At 71.2% G+C, this 19174-nt stretch carries 18 protein-coding genes and 1 pseudogene; 6 read left to right on the top strand and 13 right to left on the bottom strand.

What is annotated here, in order from left to right:
* Positions 1-16: 16 nt before the first annotated feature.
* Genes ACFVJQ_RS17040 through ACFVJQ_RS17030 form a run of 3 tightly spaced genes read right to left on the bottom strand, consistent with a single transcriptional unit; the run spans position 17 to position 4374 of the window.
* Positions 17-1450, bottom strand: coding sequence for a glucose-6-phosphate dehydrogenase (locus ACFVJQ_RS17040; RefSeq protein WP_385784581.1), 1434 nt, complete (start codon positions 1448-1450; stop codon positions 17-19).
* On the bottom strand, positions 1447-3276 hold the full coding sequence (locus tag ACFVJQ_RS17035) for a glycoside hydrolase family 15 protein (RefSeq protein WP_385784579.1): 1830 nt from the start codon (positions 3274-3276) through the stop codon (positions 1447-1449). The genes ACFVJQ_RS17040 and ACFVJQ_RS17035 overlap by 4 nt, the downstream gene beginning before the upstream one ends.
* Positions 3277-3324: 48 nt before the next feature.
* Entirely contained in the window at positions 3325-4374 is a 1050-nt protein-coding gene (locus ACFVJQ_RS17030) for an NAD(P)-dependent alcohol dehydrogenase (protein ID WP_385784576.1), read from the bottom strand.
* Between the two features lie 270 nt (positions 4375-4644).
* Between ACFVJQ_RS17030 and ACFVJQ_RS17025 the strand changes: the two genes are divergently transcribed.
* Positions 4645-5694: a lactonase family protein gene (locus ACFVJQ_RS17025; protein WP_385784573.1), complete on the top strand. Its 1050-nt coding sequence runs from the start codon at positions 4645-4647 to the stop codon at positions 5692-5694.
* 44 nt (positions 5695-5738) lie between these two features.
* On the opposite strand, the gene ACFVJQ_RS17020 is transcribed toward ACFVJQ_RS17025, so the two are convergent.
* From ACFVJQ_RS17020 to ACFVJQ_RS17010, 3 genes are all read right to left on the bottom strand, one after another.
* Positions 5739-6548: a universal stress protein gene (locus ACFVJQ_RS17020; protein ID WP_385509653.1), complete on the bottom strand. Its 810-nt coding sequence runs from the start codon at positions 6546-6548 to the stop codon at positions 5739-5741.
* Between the two features lie 203 nt (positions 6549-6751).
* Complete coding sequence (locus tag ACFVJQ_RS17015; protein ID WP_385784570.1) at positions 6752-7093, bottom strand: ATP-binding protein; 342 nt, start codon at positions 7091-7093, stop codon at positions 6752-6754.
* A gap of 80 nt (positions 7094-7173) precedes the next feature.
* Positions 7174-7746, bottom strand: a complete 573-nt coding sequence (locus tag ACFVJQ_RS17010) for a hypothetical protein (RefSeq protein ID WP_385784567.1) — start codon at positions 7744-7746, stop codon at positions 7174-7176.
* Positions 7747-7807: 61 nt separating this feature from the next.
* Here ACFVJQ_RS17010 and ACFVJQ_RS17005 point away from each other — a divergent pair, with 61 nt between their 5' ends.
* The gene (locus tag ACFVJQ_RS17005) at positions 7808-8440 is read left to right on the top strand and encodes a VOC family protein (RefSeq protein WP_385509650.1); all 633 of its coding nucleotides are present in this window, start codon (positions 7808-7810) and stop codon (positions 8438-8440) included.
* A gap of 190 nt (positions 8441-8630) precedes the next feature.
* Here the strand turns inward: ACFVJQ_RS17005 and ACFVJQ_RS17000 are convergent, their stop codons facing one another.
* The 4 genes and pseudogenes from ACFVJQ_RS17000 to ACFVJQ_RS16985 form a co-directional block, all read right to left on the bottom strand.
* Positions 8631-10169 carry a hypothetical protein gene (locus ACFVJQ_RS17000; RefSeq protein ID WP_385509649.1) on the bottom strand — a complete coding sequence of 513 codons (1539 nt, stop codon included), beginning with the start codon at positions 10167-10169 and terminating at the stop codon, positions 8631-8633.
* Positions 10169-11350 carry an FAD-dependent monooxygenase gene (locus ACFVJQ_RS16995; protein WP_385509648.1) on the bottom strand — a complete coding sequence of 394 codons (1182 nt, stop codon included), beginning with the start codon at positions 11348-11350 and terminating at the stop codon, positions 10169-10171. Before ACFVJQ_RS16995 ends, ACFVJQ_RS17000 begins: the two co-directional genes overlap by 1 nt.
* A gap of 1318 nt (positions 11351-12668) precedes the next feature.
* Positions 12669-13391: pseudogene (locus tag ACFVJQ_RS16990) on the bottom strand (class I SAM-dependent methyltransferase); the annotation flags it as partial.
* A gap of 86 nt (positions 13392-13477) precedes the next feature.
* Positions 13478-14233, bottom strand: a complete 756-nt coding sequence (locus ACFVJQ_RS16985) for a helix-turn-helix domain-containing protein (RefSeq protein WP_385784564.1) — start codon at positions 14231-14233, stop codon at positions 13478-13480.
* Positions 14234-14457: 224 nt separating this feature from the next.
* Here ACFVJQ_RS16985 and ACFVJQ_RS16980 point away from each other — a divergent pair, with 224 nt between their 5' ends.
* The 3 genes from ACFVJQ_RS16980 to ACFVJQ_RS16970 are packed head-to-tail and all read left to right on the top strand — an operon-like array spanning position 14458 to position 16893.
* A complete protein-coding gene (locus ACFVJQ_RS16980) occupies positions 14458-15123 on the top strand; it encodes a DUF4097 family beta strand repeat-containing protein (RefSeq protein ID WP_385509645.1) in 666 nt (221 codons plus the stop codon).
* Between the two features lie 19 nt (positions 15124-15142).
* On the top strand, positions 15143-16105 hold the full coding sequence (locus tag ACFVJQ_RS16975; protein WP_385784561.1) for an ATP-binding cassette domain-containing protein: 963 nt from the start codon (positions 15143-15145) through the stop codon (positions 16103-16105).
* Positions 16102-16893, top strand: a complete 792-nt coding sequence (locus tag ACFVJQ_RS16970; protein WP_385260286.1) for an ABC transporter permease — start codon at positions 16102-16104, stop codon at positions 16891-16893. Before ACFVJQ_RS16975 ends, ACFVJQ_RS16970 begins: the two co-directional genes overlap by 4 nt.
* Here ACFVJQ_RS16970 and ACFVJQ_RS16965 read toward each other — a convergent pair.
* Positions 16874-17002, bottom strand: coding sequence for a hypothetical protein (locus tag ACFVJQ_RS16965; protein ID WP_385509641.1), 129 nt, complete (start codon positions 17000-17002; stop codon positions 16874-16876). The genes ACFVJQ_RS16970 and ACFVJQ_RS16965 overlap by 20 nt on opposite strands.
* 67 nt (positions 17003-17069) lie before the next feature.
* Between ACFVJQ_RS16965 and ACFVJQ_RS16960 the strand changes: the two genes are divergently transcribed.
* Complete coding sequence (locus tag ACFVJQ_RS16960) at positions 17070-17474, top strand: VOC family protein (RefSeq protein ID WP_385509640.1); 405 nt, start codon at positions 17070-17072, stop codon at positions 17472-17474.
* Here ACFVJQ_RS16960 and ACFVJQ_RS16955 read toward each other — a convergent pair.
* Both ACFVJQ_RS16955 and ACFVJQ_RS16950 read right to left on the bottom strand, forming a co-directional pair.
* On the bottom strand, positions 17460-18143 hold the full coding sequence (locus tag ACFVJQ_RS16955; RefSeq protein ID WP_385784556.1) for a helix-turn-helix domain-containing protein: 684 nt from the start codon (positions 18141-18143) through the stop codon (positions 17460-17462). The two genes, ACFVJQ_RS16960 and ACFVJQ_RS16955, sit on opposite strands and share 15 nt — an antisense overlap.
* 10 nt (positions 18144-18153) lie before the next feature.
* Positions 18154-19128: an AraC family transcriptional regulator gene (locus ACFVJQ_RS16950; protein WP_385784553.1), complete on the bottom strand. Its 975-nt coding sequence runs from the start codon at positions 19126-19128 to the stop codon at positions 18154-18156.
* Between the last annotated feature and the right edge of the window lie 46 nt (positions 19129-19174).

Here is a 19174-nt window from a genome sequence, read left to right as displayed (position 1 = left end):
CGGGACACCACAGAGTTCAGGGCGCACCACCCGGGGGTGCCGCTTCGGCGTGCAACAGGTCACCCCGTCGCTGCTGCCCGCTTCCGTATGGCCGGGGAGGTGGCCCGTCGGAGCCGGCCGGGTACTCCTCGAGCGGAACCAGATCCCTCTCCCATGCGCTCAGCACGGGTGTCAGGACGCGCCAGGCCTCTTCGGCCTCGTCGCCTCGGATGGACATGGCGGGGTCCCCGGTCAGGACGTCCAGCAGCAGCCGGCCGTAGGCGGGGAGGTGGGGCGGTTCCATCTGCGCCGTCAGCGACAGCGGGGCGAGGGTGTTGGTGTGGGCGCCGATGCCTGTCAGGTCGAAGGTCAGGCTTTCCGGTTCGAGGCCGAAGCGGAGCACGTTGGGGCGGGGTTCTCCGCTGTGGCCGAAGGGCAGGTGGGGCACGGACCGGAAGCGCACCGCGACCTCCTTGCGGTCCGCACGGAGTGCTTTGCCGCTGCGGAGCCGGAAGGTTGTTCCCGACCAGCGCCAGCTGTCCAGTTCCAGTTCCACCTCGGCGTAAGTCTCGATACGGCGCTGTGGGTTGACGCCTTCCTCGTCGACGTAGGCGGGGACGTCGTGGTCTGCGATCCGGCCGGCCAGGTAGCGTGCACGGCGTGTGCGGCGCACGACGTCGTCCTCGGTGAGGAGCCGCACGGACCGCAGCACGTCGACCTTCCGGTCGCGGAGGTCGCGCTCGCCGAGGGTGAGGGGCGGTTCCATGGCCACCAGGCAGAGCAACTGCAACAGGTGGTTCTGCACCATGTCCTTCAGCGCCCCGACGGTGTCGTAGTAGCCGGCCCTGCCTTCCAGTGCGAGGGTCTCGTCCCAGACGATGTCCACCTCGGCGATGTGGGTGCTGTTCCAGATGGGCTCCAGGACGCGGTTGGCGAGTCGGCTGCCGAGCACGTTCTGGACGGTCGTCATGGCCAGGAAGTGGTCGACTCGGAACACGGCCTGCTCGGGAAGGAGGTCGGCCAGCAGCTGGTTCAGCTGCTGCGCGCCGGCCAGGTCTTCGCCGAAGGGCTTCTCCAGCACGATCCGGCTGCCCGCCGGCAGGCCCGCCTGGTGCAGCGCGGTGACCACGCCGGGGAAGAGAGCCGGGGGCAGGGCGAGGTAGACGGCGACGGGCCCCTCACCGGCGATGACCGAGGCGAGGTCGGCCGGGTCGGTGACGTCGGCCCGTTGATAGCGGGCCGTGCCCGCGATCGCCGCCTTGGCGTCGGCCGGATAGTGCCCACCATGGCGATCGATCTGCTCGGTCACCCATGCCCGGTATCGCTCGCTGTCCCAGTCCTCCCGGCTCGCGCCGGTCAACTGGAACCGGTCGCCGAGGTGCCCTTCCGCACGCAACGCGACCAGTGCCGGCAACAGATAGCGTGCGCTGAGGTCACCTGTCGCGCCGAAGATCACGAGCCGGTTGATCATGCGTTGACGCCTGCTTTCGCTCGGGCGAGGTTCACACCGCTGGCGGTGATCCCGATGTGGCTGAATGCCTGAGGGAAGTTGCCCATGAACTCTCCGGTGGACGGGTCGATCTGCTCCGACAGCAGTCCCAGGGGGCTCGCGCGGGCGCACAGCGAGGCGTACAGCTCCTCCGCCTCGTCGATCCTGCCCTGGCCGATGAGATTGTCGACGAGCCAGAAGCTGCACAGCACGAAGGCGCCCTCGTCGCCGGCCAGGCCATCGGGTGACTCCTTGTGCAGATAGCGGTAGAGCAGGCCGTCTCCGGCCGACAGGCGTTCGGCTACGGCCCTGGCGGTGGCCACCATCCGCGGGTGATCGGCCGGGACGACCTGGCGCAGCGGAAGCGCGAGCAGGCTGGCGTCGACAGCGCCGCCGCCGTCGAGATGCACGCTCAGGGTCTGTGCCTCCTCATCCCAGGCCCTGTCGAGGATGAGCCGGCGCAGCTCGTCGGCCGAGCCTCGCCACTTGGCGACGTCTCCGGGCAGGCCGTGCCTCTCGCCGATCGTCGCAGCCCGGTCCAGGGCCACCTGGCACATCCCGGCCGAGTACGTGAACACTCGGCCTTCGCTGCGCACCTCCCAGATCCCCTGATCCGGCTGTCGCCACGCCTGTTGAGCTGCATCGGCCAGCTTGGCCAGGTTGGCCCACAGCGCCGGCTGGATGTCCCCGCCGGAGCGAAGCCACTGGTCGGCGCAGTCCAGGATCTCGCCGTAGACGTCGTGCTGACGCTGGTCGGCCGCTCCGTTGCCCCAGCGCACCGGGGCGGAGCGCTGGTAGCCCTCCAGTTCGGTGTCCTCCACCTCGTCCGGCACCGGGCTGCCGCCGAGGGCGTACATGATCCGTGGGCGCCGGCTGTACTCGAAGGCGTCGAGAACCCATCCCAGGAAGGCGTCGGCCTCACCACCGAAGCCGATGCGGCGCAGCGCGAACACGGCGAACGCGGCGTCCCGGATCCAGGCATAGCGGTAATCCCAGTTGCGGATCCCGCCGATCGGTGCAGGCAGGGAGGAGGTGGGGGCCGCGACGAGCGACCCGTTGTCCCAGTCGTCGCACAGTTTCAGTGTGATGGCCGCGCGTCGGACCAGCGGTTCCTCGGGACCGTCGTACTCGAAGTGCTGCATCCAGCGGCGCCACGCGTCGGCGGTGCCCCGCAGCATCGCGTCCACGTCGAACCGGTGGTGGCGATGGAAGCGCCCCCAGGACAGCACGAGATCGAGGCGTTCGCCCTGCCGGAGGTCATGGGTGCCGTGCAGAGCGGTCAGGGGACGGTTGGAGCGCAGGTGCAGACGCAGGTCCGGCCGCCGGGACGGTCGTACCTCCAGCCCGCTGAACAAGGCCTGCGCCTGCCCGCCGCCCCGGGGCTCGAGGTCCATCCGCAGGCGTACCCTCCCGTCCAGGACCACAGCCGTACGGACGAGCTCGGCCCGGTCGGCAGGGGCGTCGTCGGTGAGGTCGGCCCCGGAGCGCAGGGCCAGCGCATCGGTGACGCGGACCAGGCCGGTGGTGCTGCGCAACTCGGTCGTCAGGATGCCGGTGTCGGGTTCGTAACGCTGCCGCGCCTCGACCAGGTCCTCCGGGGCCAGGGTGAAATGCCCGCCGCGTGCGTGATCCAGCAATCCGCAGAACAGTGGTTCGTCGTCGAATCGAGGAAGGCACATCCACGGAATGGATCCGTCCAGGCCGACCAGCGCAGCCGTCGCACCGTCCCCGATGAGGCCGAGATCCTCCAGCGGCAGGTATCCCTCCCGCCTGTGAACCGGCCGGAAGGGGGGGTCGGGATCGTGCATGCCGTCTCTCTTCCCGCAGCGCCGTCAGTCGGCTACCGGAACACCCGGCTAGAAGGTGATCATTACTTTCACGACGTTGTCGAGCTTCTTGTCGGAAACTTCGAAAGCCCGCTCCATGTCGTCGAAGCGAAACTCATGGGTCGTCATGTGCGAGGGGTCGACAAGCTGTGCTTCCAGCACCCGCAGCAGTCGCTCCATGCGCAGCCTGCCGCCAGGGCACAGTCCCGTCGCGATCGTCTTGTCGGCCATGCCGACACCCCATTCGACGCGGGGAATGCGCACGAACTCTCCCTCGCCGAAATATCCGATGACGGAGACCGTGCCCCCGGGCTTGGTGATCTTGACTGCGGTCTGGAACGTCACATCCGCGCCCAGCGCCTCGATGGCGGTGTCGACTCCCTCGCCCCGCGTCAGGTCAAGGATCCGCTCGACAACGTCCTCGCTGGTGAAGTCGACGATCTCGCCGGCACCGTACGTGCGCGCGAGTTTCTGCCGGTCGGGAACCGATTCGACCCCGATGACAAGGCCGGCACCGCGGAGCCTGGCCCCTGCGGTCGCCATCAGACCCACCGGCCCCTGGGCAAGAACAGCCACGGTTCCGCCGATCGGGATGTTCCCCTTCTCCGCCCCCATGAAGCCGGTCGACAGCATGTCGGCGCAGTAGACCGCCATTTCATCACTGATGGCGTCGGGGATTTTCGCGAGATTGGCGTCGGCCTCGTTCACGTGGAAGTAATCGGCAAAGACCCCGTCCTTGGAATTTGCGAACTTGAACCCCCCGAGCGGCGCTCCGGACTGCGACGGATACCCGTTCTGCGAGGCCAGGTCACCCCAGTCGGGGGTGATGGCACCGACCAGCACACGGTCGCCGGGCCGGAAGTCCTTCACCTCGCCTCCCACGGCATGCACGATGCCCACCGCTTCGTGGCCCAGCGTCAGGTTCTCCCGCGGACCGATGCCACCTTGGACGGTGTGGGAATCGGACGTGCAGATCAGGGCCCTGGTCGTCTGTACGACGGCATCGCCCGGATCCGGCTGCGGAACGGGCTTCTCCATGAAGCCCACACGCCCGATCTCCTTCATCACGAATGCCTTCACCTGTCTGCCCCTCTTCCTGGCGCACCGCTGCCGCAACAACGCCATGCACGCCCGAATCGGCCCCCGGCATCCGGCGGCCCGTATCAGCCGCTCACTCTTACAACTGTCCCAAGGCCCGAGCCGACTCGCGACCCGACCAAGGCGCAAACCACCTCCGCATCCCCCACGGCCATGTTGCTGAACCTGCCGCCCACACGCCGCATCGCGTGATGCCGCACCGGCGACACCGGCTAGCGTCGGTTTCGCGTGCGAGCAAGGGCGGAGGACGCTGTGGGTGACAAGGGCACAGGGCGAGCCTTCATCGGGTCGTTCACCTCGGCGGGCGGGCGCGGAATCATGGCGGCCACCGTGGATCCGGCGACCGGAGCGCTGACCGAGACCGGCGTCGTCGATGCCGTGGCCGACCCGTCGTATCTCGCCGTCGAGCACACGGGGGTGGGCCCGGTCCTCTACGCCGTCTCCGAGACGGCACAGGGAGCGGTCGCCGCCTACGACATCGCCGGTCCGGTGCCCCGCCCGATGTGCGCACCCGTGGCCGTGCACGGGGAGTCACCCACCCATCTTGCGGTCGCTCGCGGGCACCTGCTGACCGCCAATTACGAATCCGGCAGCGTCACCGTGCTGCCGCTCGCCGCCGACGGCACCCCACAGCCCGCCAGCGACGTGCTGCGCCACGAGGGCACAGGCCCGGACCCCGCCCGCCAGGCGGGCCCGCACGCGCACCAGGTGCTTCCCGATCCCTCGGGACGCTGGGTGCTCAGCGTCGACCTCGGCACCGACTCGGTGCGGATCTGCTCCCTGGACGTACCAGCGGGCAAGCTGGCGCTGCACAGGGAGACCGCACTGCGGCCCGGCACCGGTCCGCGTCACCTCGCCTTCCACCCGGCCGGAGATCACGCGTACGTCCTCGGCGAGCTCGAGCCCACCCTCACCGTGTGCCGATGGGACGCCGCCGCCGGGGTGCTCGAGCCGGTGGGGGCGACATCGCTGTTCCCGGACGGGACCCCCCATGCCGTCTCTCCCTCGGCACCGGTCGTCTCACACGACGGCCGCCACATGTGGGCGGCGGTACGGGGCACCGACACCATCGCCGTCCTGACCCTCGACGCGGGCGGCGAGCAGGCGGACCTCGTCGCGTCGGTGCCGTGCGGGGGTCGGTGGCCGCGCGATCTGGTCCTGCACCCGTCGGGCACGCGCCTGTATGCGGCGAACGAGCGCTCAGGCGACGTCACATGGCTGGACGTCGACTCCACGACACGCATCCCCCACCGCGCTGGTTCCCTGTCGGTCCCGGCGGCATCCAACATCGTCTTCGTCTGACGGCGGGACCTCAGCGACGGGCGACCCTCACCACGCAGCTCTGGTCATGTCCTGCCGCGGACGACGGCGACGGGGCAGTGCGCGTGGTGCAGCACCGCCTGGCTCACCGACCCCAAGAGCAACCCGGCAAAACCGCCGCGCCCCCTGGCTCCGACGACCACGAGCTGCGCGGTCCTGCTCGCCTCGATCAACACCTCGCGGGTTTCGCCGCTCGCCGCTTCATGTCTGACGGTGACGTCCGGATACCTCTCCGTACGGCCGGCGAGCGCCTGGGCGAGCAGACGCTCCGCGCTCTCGACGCCCGTACCGACCGGCGCATAGTCCGGCAGCCAAGCGTGCACGGCGACGATCTCAGCTCCCCGCAGCGCCGCCTCCGCGAAGGCGAAGTCGACCGCCTTCTCACCACCAGGGGAGCCGTCGACACCCAGCACGATCGGCCCGGCGTCGGCCGGTTCCTCGCGGATCACCAGCACCGGACACTGGCTGTGGGCGGCGAGGGACACCGCCGTTGAACCCAGCAGCATGCCGATGAAGCCCCCCATACCCCGGGAGCCGACCACCACCAGGTCCGCGGCACGCGATTCAGCCTCCAACACCGCCACCGCGTCACCGGTCACCACGGCCTCGGTGACCTCCACCTCGGGCGCCACGCTCCGGGCACGCTGCGCGGCATCGTGCACCAGGCGATTGAACGGCGACGGGTCCAGCGGTGCATACATGGGCCTGACCGGCCAGCTGAAGGCGTACACCACACGCAGCTCCGCCCGACGCCGCCGGGCCTCCCGGGCCGCCGCTTCCGCCGCGGCAAGACTCGACGACGAGCCGTCCACTCCGACGACGACCAGGTTGCCCACCGCTCCTCCCTCACTCGCTTCGGCCTCCCAGCATCACTCCGGCGATGCGTTGCTGCCACCTGGACAGGCAGGGGACAGGTGAATGCCGCGCTCGGCCGGCAGCGGCACCAGGTCCGACGTCTGGATGTCGGCCATCGGCTCGGGCAACTGTGTGATCCGCACCTGGAGGGTCCGCGCATGACGCCGGTCGCAATGCCCCGGGCTTACCGATCGGCGAACTCGCACCACACGAGCTTCCCCGGATCCCGCTCCCCCACGCCCCACTTGTCCGCCAGCTCCGACACCAGCAGCAGCCCGCGCCCGCCCTCGCCGGGCTCCCGCGCGTCCGCGTGAGGCACGCCGTCCCCGCTGTCGTGGACCTCGACACGCACCCCGTCGACGTACGACAGCCGGAGCAGGAAGCCGCGGCCGGGCGGTACGCCGTGCATGAGGGCGTTGGTGGCGAGTTCGCTGACGCACAGCACGATGTCGTACGCCCGTTCCCGCACACCCCAGTCGACGAGCGCCTCGCGCGTGAACGCGCGGGCGGCGGGGACCCCCGCCACCCCCCACCTCACCGTCGCCCCCTCCGCCTGGACCGCCTTCCTGAAGCTTGCCGACAACGCCAGTTGTTGAGTCGGTTCGGTCAGCCGCTCGCTCCCACGTCGTTGTTGGGCGCGCCGTCGCCCGCCGGGGGCAGATCGCCGCGTTCCACCGGCTCGGCAGCGTCGGGGGCGGCCGGCAGGAGGGTGTCGAGTTCGGCGGCGGACGGGTGGTGGGCGCCGAGGGCGGCCTCCCGCAACACGTCACGGGAGACGCCGAGACCGCCGCTGACCCGCAGCACGTGGCCGTCCTTCGGTACGGCGTACTCACGCTGTTCCCCGGCGCTGCGGAACCAGGCGTCGCCGTCGCGCGCGCAGTCGGGGCAGTTGGCGGAGTTGACGGTGCCCCGGTCGACGGTGAGCTGGATCTGGGCGCCGGCCTGCTGTGACACGTACACGGCGGAGAAGCCGTCGCCGCCGTGCACGCCGACGGACTGCTGGGCGAGGGTGAAGCCGTCCGCCTCGGTGACGTAGACGTGTTCCGGTGCGATGCCCAACGCCGAGGCGCGGGCGGCGATTTCCGCCGGGTCGGCGGGCTCCTTCTCGGTGCCGCAGCCGGTGAGGAGCACGGGGATCAGCAGGGCCGCCAGGGGCAGCGCACGTACGGAACGCATCATGCGTCCATCCTGCCGCACAGGTGTTCCACAGTTGAGCGGGGATTGCGTAGCCTCGGTGACGATGAACACGATTCCGGCACACCTGGACCATCTCGTCCTCGCAACGCCCGATCTGGCGGCGGCGGTTGCCGACTTCACCCGGCGCACCGGTGTGGCACCGGCGGTCGGCGGCACGCACGTCGGCCTCGGGACCCGCAACTATCTGGTCGGTCTGGGCGGAACCGCTTACCTGGAGATCATCGGGCCCGACCCGGAACAGTCCACGCCCGACGGGCCGCGCCCCTTCGGCGTCGACGAGTTGCCGGGACCGCGCACACTCACCTGGGCGATCAGCCCTCCCGACCTCGACGCGGCGATCGCGGCCGCCCGTGCCCGGGGCTACGACCCCGGCCCGCCGCTCCCGATGAGCCGCCGCACCCCCGACGGCACGCTCCTGCAATGGCGCCTGACGGACGGCGCGTCCGCCCACCCCTCCGGTCTGGTCCCCTTCCTCATCGACTGGGGCGCCTCACCCCATCCCACGGCGTCGGACCTTCCCACCACTCCCCTGCTGACCCTCTCGGCCACCACCCCCGACCCGGCCGAGCTCCGCCCCCTCCTGACTGCCCTGGACACGGAACTCGCCCTCACCAAGGGCCCGGTGGGTCTGTCCTTCACGGTGGACACACCGCGGGGGCCGGTGCGGTTCGACTGAGGGGACGGGGCCAGGCGGAGGCGACCCTGCAAGCTGTATCGAAGATGCCGGCGTCGAACTTGCGGTACACCCGGAAAAGCACGACCACATCGGCAGGCGCATGACGGCTGCCGTCGCCCCAGCAGCGGCGGCTTGTACGACGGCAGCCGCCATATGCCTGTCCCGGTGGAGCGCTCGCCGGGGCGGCCTGTCAGTCCTTCGGCCTCGCCGGCGCCTTGGCGCAGAGGTACGGACGCGCGAGCAGCAGGCCGGTGCCGGTCATGGCGATGCCGAAGTAGACCGGCGCGAGGTGGATGAAGTCGGTGTAGTGGATCGCGCCGTGCACCACGACAGCCGGCAGGAAGCCTGCGGCCGCCGCCGCGGCCAGGGTCCGGAACACCCAGGCCTCACCCCGCCGCCAGCCCCACGCGCTGAGCAGAGTGATCGCCACCGCGGCGGCCATCAGGGCGCCGCCGAACCCCGCCCGGTCGTGGGCGACGAACGGCACAAGCCGGGGATTCACGGATTCCAGCGTCTGCGTGCTGGTACCCAGGAACGCCAGGTCGGTCGGCACGAAGACTCCGGTCAGACCGACCGCTGAGATCACCGCTCCGCCGACGAACAGCCCCGCTCCCGTGATGATCAGAAGCAACTGGCCGACCAGCGCCCGTCGGCGCTCCGGCTCCGGCCCCTCGGGCGCCAGGCGCCAGCGCGGGGCGTGCGGGGTCCGACGGACCCCGGCCACGAACATCGGGAACAGCACGATGGCGGTGGCCGTGTGCAGGGGTTCCACGAAGCCGGTGGCCAGGAAGTAGAACAAGGTGGGGAAGCCGATCGCCCCCGAGAGCAGATACACCTCGCGGGCCCAGGGCCAGCCGCGTCTGATCCCGCCCACGGCGAGGCCGGTGTAGAGGGCGCCGATCGCCACCATCGTGCCGGCCATGGTGATCCGGTCGTGCTGGAGGAAGTGCACCAGGTGGTGGTTGGCGGCATGCAGTTCGTGCAGCGTCATACCGAGGTAGTCACGGTCGTACCAGAGCAGCACCGGCCCGAGCGTGATCGCCGCGGCGCCGAGTCCGGCGCCCGTCATACCGAGCCCGACGAGCAGCGCCCACCACCAGGCGGGCCAGCGGCGGGGATCGCGGCCGACGTCCCGTAGCACCGGAGCGGGCGCGGTGGGCGTGGCTGCCTCGGTGACCCGTGCGAACCAGCCGGGTCCGGCCGAGACGAGCACCCCGGGCCGCGCGAGCACGACGGCGCCCGGCTCCTCGAGCGCGGCGGCCGCGGCGGTGACCGACGGGTCGGACACATGGACCACGTGCGGGTCGCCGCTGCTGGTGAACCCGTCGACATGGGGCTTGAGGGCGGCCTCGGCCTCCGGGTCGCAGGCGCGGACGACCAACGGGATCGAGCGGCCGGCGGCGGCCTCGCGTACGGTCTCCGTGTCGGCGGCCGAGACGGGCGCCACCTCGACGACACCGGCCCCGAGCGGGGGCATGGCGCGTACCGCTTCGCGGGCGAGCGAGGGCGGGACGGATATGCCGAGGCGGACGGTCACGGGCACGCCGGCGATCTCGCCGGCGAGCCGCTCCGGCGGATGGCGGTGGCCGAACGCCCGGGCGATCAGCCGCGCGCCGACGGGACGGGAGCCGATCGAGGCCAGCAGCCGCAGTGCGGTTCGCTGCGAACGGCGTCGGCCGAGGACGGCAGCGGCCGCACCGCGCAGCGGGTGATACGTCCAGTCCGGCATCAGTGGCTCTTGCTCTCCGTCGCGGTCGCCGGGTCACCGGGGGCGGTCCAGTCGAGCACCGGCGTCATGGAACGCAGCGTCGCCCGCGCCGGCATCAGCCGGGCGGCCGTGTCGCGCAGCAGCACTGCGGGCGGCCACGACAACTGGCCGACGGCGCCGAGCCGGCGGGAGCGGCGCGTGATGGCCTGGGTCCTCGGTCGGCGCAGCAGGTCGTACGAGCGGAGCGCGGCGGCCACGTCCGGGGTGCCGTCGAGGCAGTGGGCGAGAGTGACCGCGTCCTCCAGAGCCTGGCACGCTCCCTGGCCCAGATTGGGGGTCATGGCATGGGCCGCGTCGCCCAGCAGCGCGACCCGGCCGCGGACGAAGGAGGGCAGCGGCGGCAGGTCGTACAGGTCGTGTCGGAGCACCGCGTCCGCGGGGACGGCGGCCAGCAGGGCGGGGACGGGAACCGGCCAGGACCCGAACCGGCGCAGCAGTTCGGCGTATTCGGACGAGCCGGAGGCCGTTCCCGCCGGCAACGATGCGGTCGCGAAGCAGTACATCCGCCCGCCCGGCAGCGCCGTGTAGCCGAATCTCGCCCCGCGGCCCCAGATCGCTGCGCCCTCGTAGGGCGGCTCGGCGAGAGGCTCGGTGACCATGCGCCAGGCGGTGTAACCGGCGTACCGGGGGCCGGCCGCGTCTGGCCACAGGGTCCGGCGGACCGCACTGCGCAGCCCGTCGGCGCCGACCACGAGGTCGGGCCGGGACTCGCCCCTACAGTGCTCGACGACCAGACAGTGGCCGTCGTCGCGGACCGCGGACACCTCGCTGCCGGGCCGCAGGCTGTCGGCGGGCAGCGCCTCGGTGAGCGCCCGCAACAGGTCGGCGCGGTGCAGGAGCACCAGGGGATGGCCGAAGCGGCGCGTCAGCTCCGTGTTGTCCGTACGGGACAGCCAGCGGCCCCGACGGTCGCGTGCGCCGCCTCCGGCCTCGACGGCGCCGAGTGCCCGGACGGCGTCGGCCAGGCCGAGCACCTCGAGCGCGTGCAGCGCGTTCGGCCACAGGGAGATGCCGGCGCCGATCTCAGTGAACTCCGGGGCCCGTTCCAGCACTTCGACGCGCCAGCCCCGGCGGTGCAGGGCGATGGCCGCCGCGAGCCCGCCGATCCCGCCGCCGACGATGGTCGCGGCGCGCTGCGGCATGGGTCCTCGCTCTGGGTTCAGGGGCGCCGCCCCGGTCAAGTAGCCGTCGATCCAGTGCCCGAGCGGCCTGCGACGCGACGCAGGTCCGGCTGAGCAGCGCCTCATAGCAACATGTCGACAGACCCCTGTCAATGTGCCGAGAAGCGGACCGGCCAGGTTGGTATCGCCGTGGGAATGTCGCGGTGACAGGTGGGGCAGACGCCGGTCCAGACGGCGAGGAGTAACTGCATCTCGCAGACAACTTGGTAGAGGGTCAGGCCGACGCCGTTCCGGGCCAAGCTGGTCATCCGGTCAGAGGCCGCCACTGGTCTTCCTGCGCGGGGCTGATCCTTTCGCGCCACACCAGGGCCCCGCCGATCAGGCCGGGCTTGTCCCGCGTGGCCAGGGCCGGGGCGTCGAGCATGTCGGCAGCTTCTTCCAGGTAGGTGACCAGCGTGTCGAGTACTTCGCCGGGGGCTTCGTTGTAGCGGGACCAGCGGCCCAGGTAGCCGGTCGCGGCGTCCAGGTACAGGCCCGAGGTGCTGTCAGCCGGGCCCAAGGCAACAACCGGAATCCAGGTTCCCTTCCACACGGTGATCCGCTCGTTCTCGGAGCGGTCGGCGTTGAGTGCGTCCTCGCGGGCCTGGGCGTCCATCTTCCGCCGGTAGACGGCGGCCACGGCGTCCAGGGGCATCAGAGCCTCATTGCCTGGAAGGCATCCCGAGCCCCAGCCGTTCACCCCGTCGTCGCCCGCCGTCAGCATCCACAGGACGCGCAGCTCGACGGGTATCTGAACGCCGAGGTCGCCTTCCAGGGCGGCGATGGCAGCGGGGCCGGCGCCGGCGCGGAGCGCGGCGTGGGAGTCGGGGGCGTTGTGCTGGAGCCAGCGGGTGATGCGGTGCCAGGCGTCGGCGATCTGCCGTACGGTGACCGCGGCGGCGGCAGGGTCGGCAGGCTGGTCCCGGTCTCGGCCCTGCTCCTGCTCCTGGGCGTCCGTGGAGGGGGCCGCTCTCAGAAACCGGAGCTCGATCCGGTCCGGCTCGCGGATGTAGCCGACGGACAGGTCGGGGCAGTCCTCGAACATGTCGCCGTCGACCGTCACGGTCAGGATGCCGGGCAGCCCCGAGGGCCGGCCCATGTCGGGGTCGTCGGCCAGCTGGCCGGCCAGGGCCTTCAGCGCGTAGGGAACGCCGGCCCCCAACCGGGCGGCGGTGTCGCGTACGTCCGGCTGGATTTCGACCTTCACAGCCTGGTGCTCCTTGCTGGTCGGATGCAGGACGGTGCCCCTCACACCGTAGGCGTCAGCATTCACCAGCGGATGATGCAGCGGGCCACGTACTGGCTTGCGCGCCACGAACACGAACTCCCGCCCGGGTCTGTCGGGAGCATCCCGGATGTCGTCCACCGTGAACCCCGCGTCGAGAAGATCCGCCTCCGCCTCCTCGCGTGAGCGGAACCGCAGGGTGGAGTCCGAGGTCAGGCGTGCGCCGTCCGTCGCGAACACGAAGGTCCAGCGGAAGGTCACCAACGGCCCGTCGACGTCGGTCACTTCGACCCAGTTCTCGACCGCACCGACGCCGGGGACGTCCGTGACGCGGTGGGTGGCGTCCAGGTTCCACTCCTCCCAGGCGCGGCGGGCCGGGTCGCGGGTCTCGAAGACCAGGTGTCCGCCCGGTTGCAGGGCGGCGTGGGCCGCCCGCAGGGTTGCCCGCCACGCCTGCGGGTCGGCGATGGCCTGGGCGACGTTGCCGGTCATCGTCGCGAGGTCCGCCTGGAGCGGTGGAAGCGCGGTCGCATCGCCGTGGATCCAGCGGACGCGGTCGCCGCCCGGTTTCGCGCGGGCGACGTCCAGGGACGCTTGCGCGGGATCGACGCCGACGACCTCGATGCCGTGGTCGGCCAGCAGCAGCGCGAAAACGCCCGTTCCGCAGCCGATGTCCAGCACCCGGCGTGCGGCGAACTCCCCGGTGATGCCGAGGTAGGCGTCGAGGTCGCTGCGGTCGGAGTCGAGCACGTCGTAGATCGCGGCCAGTCGCGGGTGCCCGAAGATCGCGTCAACCATGCGGCGACGGTAGGGAGACAGACGGGGGCGAGCAAGTGGATTACCGGCACTCAGAAGGGTCGGGGACCGGCGCGGTGGTTGACGCTCTAGCCGCGATCTGAACGTGGCTCGGCAGTGCCGCCTGAAGTCGTTTCGGTTTTCGTGTGGAGGATCTCACGGGCCTGCTCCGCGGCCCGGATGGTGCTCTCGCTGACGAAGTCGAGGAAGCGGGCGGTGTTCTCGAGGCGGGCGGCGGCCGGGGTGTCGCGGCCGAGGATGCCGACGCCCTGCCGTGCGGTCTCGATGACCTGGGTGAGGGACCGGGCGCTGGCGATCATCGCCTGGTACCAGACGTCGTCGTCGACGACATAGCGCTCGCGGCGGCGTTCGTCGCGTTCCCGGCGGACCATGCCCTGGCTCTCCAGGAATGTGATCGCTTTGGAGATGGACGCCGGGCTGACCTGGAGGCGCTGAACGAGTTCGGACGCGGTGAGGCTGCCGGTGTCGGTGAGGGTGAGGCAGGTCATGACCCGGGACATCATCTTCGGCATGCCCGAAGCCATCATGACGGTGGTGAACGTCTCCTCGTACTCGCGTACGGCCTCGGCGTCGCGTCCGTAGGCCTGCTCGGGCGCCGCCGCCCCCCGGGGTGCGGCCTGCCTGCGCCGCTGGGCGCGGCGTTCGGTGGCGCGGTGGGCCAGGTCGGCGCGGTAGGCGGTGGGGCCGCCGTTGCGCATCACCTCGCGGGTGACGGTCGAGGTCGGGCGGTCCAGGCGTCGGGCGATCTCGGCGTAGGCGAGGCCGTCGGCCAGTCCCAGCGCGATCTGCTGGCGTTCCTGCTGGGTGAGTCTGCCTCCGGGCACCGCGGTCTCCTTCGTACTCCTTGCGTGCCTCCACCATAGCGTTCAGCCTCAATTTATTGCAACGACCAAGGTCGAGGACCGTTGCATTACCCTCAAGGCCATTGCAACACCTTCTCGCTATTTACCTGCACTGACGGCAATTTCACGCAACAAGCTTGTTGCCAGAACATTGAACGCAACGTAGCTTTTCCATCGTCCGAAACAACGAGTCGCAGGAGCCCACGATGCAGAAGTTCGACACCCCCGCCCCGATCTCCGCCGTCCTGGACATCCCCGCCGGACGCATCCGGTTCATCGCCGCAGACCGCGCCGACACCACCGTCGAGGTCCTGCCCGCCAACCCCTCCAAGAGCCGCGACACCAAGACCGCTGAGCAGACCACCGTCGCCTACGCCGACGGCGTCCTGCGGCTCGAGGCCGCACCGGCCAAGAACCAGGCCTTCGGCCCCTCCGGAGCCGTCGAGGTCACCATCCAGCTGCCCGCCGGCTCCCGCATCGAGGCCAAGACCGCCGGCGCCGAACTCCGCGGCGTCGGACGCCTCGGCGACGTCGTCTTCGACGGCGCATACCGCCAGATCAAGATCGACGAGGCCGCGAGCGTCCGCCTCACCGCGCTCGACGGCGACGTCGAGGTCGGCCGGCTGGGCGGCCCCGCGGAGATCAGCACCACAAGGGGCGACATCCGCATCGCCGAGGCCGTGCGCGGCACGGTCGTGCTCCGCACCCAGTCCGGCGACATTTCGGTCGGCGCCGCCGCCGGCGTCTCGGCCGCCCTGGACGCCGGCACCGACTACGGCCGCGTCAGCAACGCCCTCAAGAACGACGGCACCGCCGAACTCGACATCCACGCGACCACCGCCTACGGCGACATCACCGCCCGCAGCCTCTGAGCCTCAAGGAGCTCCCCTCATGACCAACCTGGCCATCGCGGCGCACGGGCTGCGCAAGTCCTACGGTGACAAGATCGTGCTGGACGGTGTCGACCTGGCCGTCCCCGAAGGAACGATCTTCTCTCTGCTCGGCCCGAACGGCGCCGGAAAGACCACCGCCGTCAAGATCCTCTCCACCCTCATCACCGCCGACGCCGGCGAGCTGCACGTCGGCGGCCACGACCTGGCCGCCGACCCGCAGGCGGTGCGTGCCGCGATCGGCGTCACCGGGCAGTTCTCCGCCGTCGACGGCCTGATCACCGGCGAGGAGAACATGCTCCTCATGGCGGACCTGCACCACCTGTCCAAGCACGAGGGGCAGCGCACCGCCGCCGAACTGCTGGAGCGCTTCGACCTCGTCGACGCCGCGAAGAAGCCCGCCTCCACCTACTCCGGCGGCATGAAGCGCCGCCTCGACATCGCCATGACCCTGGTCGGCAACCCGCGGATCATCTTCCTCGACGAGCCCACCACCGGCCTCGACCCCCGCAGCCGCCACAACATGTGGCAGATCATCCGCGAACTCGTCTCCGACGGCGTCACCGTCTTCCTCACCACCCAGTACCTGGAGGAGGCCGACGAACTCGCCGACCGCATCGCCGTGCTCAACGACGGCAGGATCGTCGCCGAGGGCACCGCCGAGGAGCTCAAGCGGCTCATCCCGGGCGGGCACGTCCGGCTCCGCTTCTCCGACACGGCCGCCTACCAGTCCGCCGCCTCCGCGCTGCGCGAGGTCACCAGGGACGACGAGGCGCTGGCGCTGCAGATCCCCAGCGACGGCACCCAGCGCGAGCTGCGCTCCATCCTCGACCGGCTGGACTCGGCCGGCATCGAGGCGGACGAGCTGACCGTGCACACCCCCGATCTCGACGACGTGTTCTTCGCCCTCACCGGCTCCACCGTGCCGAGCCAGCCCAACGAGCCCAAGGAGACTGTCCGATGAGCTCCCTCTCCCTCGCCGCACGCGACTGGTCCACGATGCTGCGCCGCAACCTCCTGCACGCGCGGCGCTACCCGTCCCTGACCCTGAACCTGCTGCTGACGCCGGTCATGCTGCTGCTGCTCTTCGTCTACATCTTCGGCGACGTGATGAGCGCGGGCATCGGTGGCGGCGGCGCCGATCGCTCCGAGTACATCGCCTATATCGTCCCGGGCATCCTGATGATGACCATCGGCAGCACCGTGATCGGGGCCGCGGTGTCCGTCTCCACCGATATGGCCGAGGGCCTCATCGCCCGCTTCCGCACGATGGCGATCCACCGCGGCTCTGTGATCATCGGGCACGTCGTCGGCAGCGTGCTGCAGGTGCTCGCCAGCCTGGTCCTCGTCGGTGCCGTCGCCGTGGCCATCGGCTTCCGGTCCACCGGCGCCACGGCCCTGGAGTGGCTGGCGGCGTTCGGGCTGCTCGCGCTCTTCGCCCTGGCACTCACCTGGATCGCCGTCGGGATGGGCATGGCCAGCCCGAACGCCGAGGCGGCCAGCAACATGGCGATGCCGCTGATCCTCCTCCCGCTCATCTCGAGCGCCTTCATCCCGGCCGACACGATGCCGGGCTGGTTCCAGCCGATCGCCGAGTACCAGCCGTTCACGCCGGCCATCGAGACCCTGCGCGGCCTGCTGCTCGGCACCGAGATCGGCAACAACTGGTGGATCGCGATCGTCTGGTGCGTCGGCCTGTCCGCACTCGGCTACCGCTGGTCGATGGCGTTGTTCAACCGCGGCCCGAAGTAACCGCCATGACAGCGCGGGCCGCCTCCCGCAACTCGTCCCACCCCGGGGCGGCGTACTCCGACACCGCGTCGGCGTACGCCGCCCCGTCCGCGTCATCGCAGTCAGGCACTCAGCCCCGTCCCGCCCTGTCCGATTCGTTCAAGACCCGGTCTCCCGGTGCCGCCTACGGTGGCCCCATGAGTCCACGATTCGATGCCATCGGCCTGGTCGTCTCCGACATGGCCGCCTCTGTTGCCTTCTACCGTCGTCTCGGGTTCGCGTTTCCCGAGGGGGTCGAGGAGCAGCCGCATGCCGAGGCCGAACTGCCCGGTGGGCTGCGGCTGTTGCTGGACAGTGAGGAGAGTGTGCGGTCCTTCCATCCCGGGTGGCAGCCGCCCGTCGGGGGCGGCCGGGCCTCGCTCGCGCTGCTGTGTGACGGGCCCGGTGAGGTCGACGCGGTGTACGAGGAGATGGTGGGTGCCGGCTACCGGGGCGAGCTCAAGCCGTGGGACGCCTTCTGGGGTCAGCGCTACGCCGTCCTGAACGACCCGGACGGAGGCGGCGTCGACCTGTTCGCGCCGCTGCCGTCAGCCGGCGAGTAGCTCGCCCAGCGTCGTTCCCGCCAACTCCCTGACGTCCCGGGCCAGGTGGGCCTGGTCCGCGAATCCGGCCCGGGTCGCCGTGTCCGCGAAGGGCACGCCCTGCCTCGCCAGGGTCAGCGCCCGTTGCAGCCGCAGTACGCGGGCCAGTGTCTTCGGGCCGTAGCCGAACGCGGCCAGCGAGCGGCGGTGCAACCGGCGTGCGCCGACGCCGAGTTCGTCGGCCGTGGCGGCGACCGGGCGGCCCGCGTCCAGGGCCGTGACGACCTGCCACAGCAGGGGGTCGGGCGGCTCGGCGTCGGCCGCGAGACGCAGGGCCACGTCCTCCAGCCCGCCGGCCGGATCGGCGGCCGCGTTCACGCGCGCGGTGAGCTGCCGTACCCGCGCGGCCGGCCACAGGTCGGCGAGTTCGACGCGCCGGTCGCGGACCTCGTACGCGGGCATCCCCAGGAGGGCGGGCGCGGTGCCCGGGTAGAAGCGGACGCCCGCCCAGGGGCCGGCCGTGCCCTCGGTGACGTGCGCGTGTGTGTCCGGGCCGGCGACGAGCAGTCTGCCGTCGTTCCAGAGCAGGTCCATGCAGCCGTCGGGCAGGACCCGCCCCGCACCGGACCCGGTCGGCGTGTTCGTCCACACCACCGCGCCGCTCACCCTGGACGCCCGTTCCGCGTACACGTACGCCAGACTACGACGCCCCCAGGGCCTGTCCGGCGACCCCGACGATCTGCGCTCCCCGCGTCCGGTGTTCCTGCGGGCTGACCCCGTACACCCGTTTGAAGGCGTTGGACAGGGCGAAGGCGCTGCCGTAGCCGACCTGGCGGGCGATCGCCTCCAGGGTGTCGTCGGAGTCGCGCAGCCGGTCGGCGGCGAGGGCGAGGCGCCAGCCGGTGAGGTAGGCCATGGGGGGTTCACCGACCAGGTCGGTGAAGCGGCGGGCCAGCGCGGCCCGCGACACCCCGGCCTTGACGGCGAGCGACGCCACGGTCCACGGGTGGGCGGGGTCGTCCTGGACGAGGCGCAGCACCCGGCCCACGACCGGGTCCGCCAACGCCCGGTACCAGGCGGGGGCCTCGGCCTCGGGCCGGGAGAACCAGGCCCGCAGCGCGGCGATGACCAGCAGGTCCAGCAGCCGGTCCAGGACGACCTCCTGGCCCAGTTCGTCGCGCACGATCTCCTCCATGAGCAGCGGCGTGAGCGGGCAGCGCCACACGTCCGTCGGCAGGGACAGCAACGGCGGCAGCGCGTCCAGCAGCCGACCGCTGATCTCGCCCTGCCAGAGGTAGGTGCCGATCAGCATGACCGCCGAGCCGTCGAGCCGGTCGCCCCAGGTGCGTACGCCCAGGTCCATGGAGCCGCGCAGGGAGGTGCCGTCGGGGTAGCGGCACTCGGCGCCCGGCAGGATCAGCGCCTGCGGCGGCGTGCCGGGGTCGTCGGCGCAGGTATAGGGGTCGGGGCCGCGGGCGATGGCGAGGTCACCGGCCCGCAGCCGCACCCGCTCCCCCGTGTCCGGGACCACCCAGGCGTCGCCGCGCACCATCAGCATCACCGTCAGCGGCGCCTGGTCCTCCACCCGGACGGCCCACGGCGGATCGAAGCACGCCCGGATCATGAAGGCGCCACGTGCGCGTGGACCCTCCAGGAGACCTGCGAGTGCATCCATGCGGCCAGCGTAGACGTGCACGTATGGGAACGAGCCGTTCAGCGAT

Source organism: Streptomyces sp. NPDC127197 (genome assembly GCF_042672405.1).
Taxonomy (GTDB): Bacteria; Actinomycetota; Actinomycetes; order Streptomycetales; family Streptomycetaceae; genus Streptomyces; species Streptomyces flavusporus.
The sequence above is the reverse complement of the archived record's forward strand: the minus strand, read 5'-3'. Positions and strand labels throughout refer to the sequence as shown.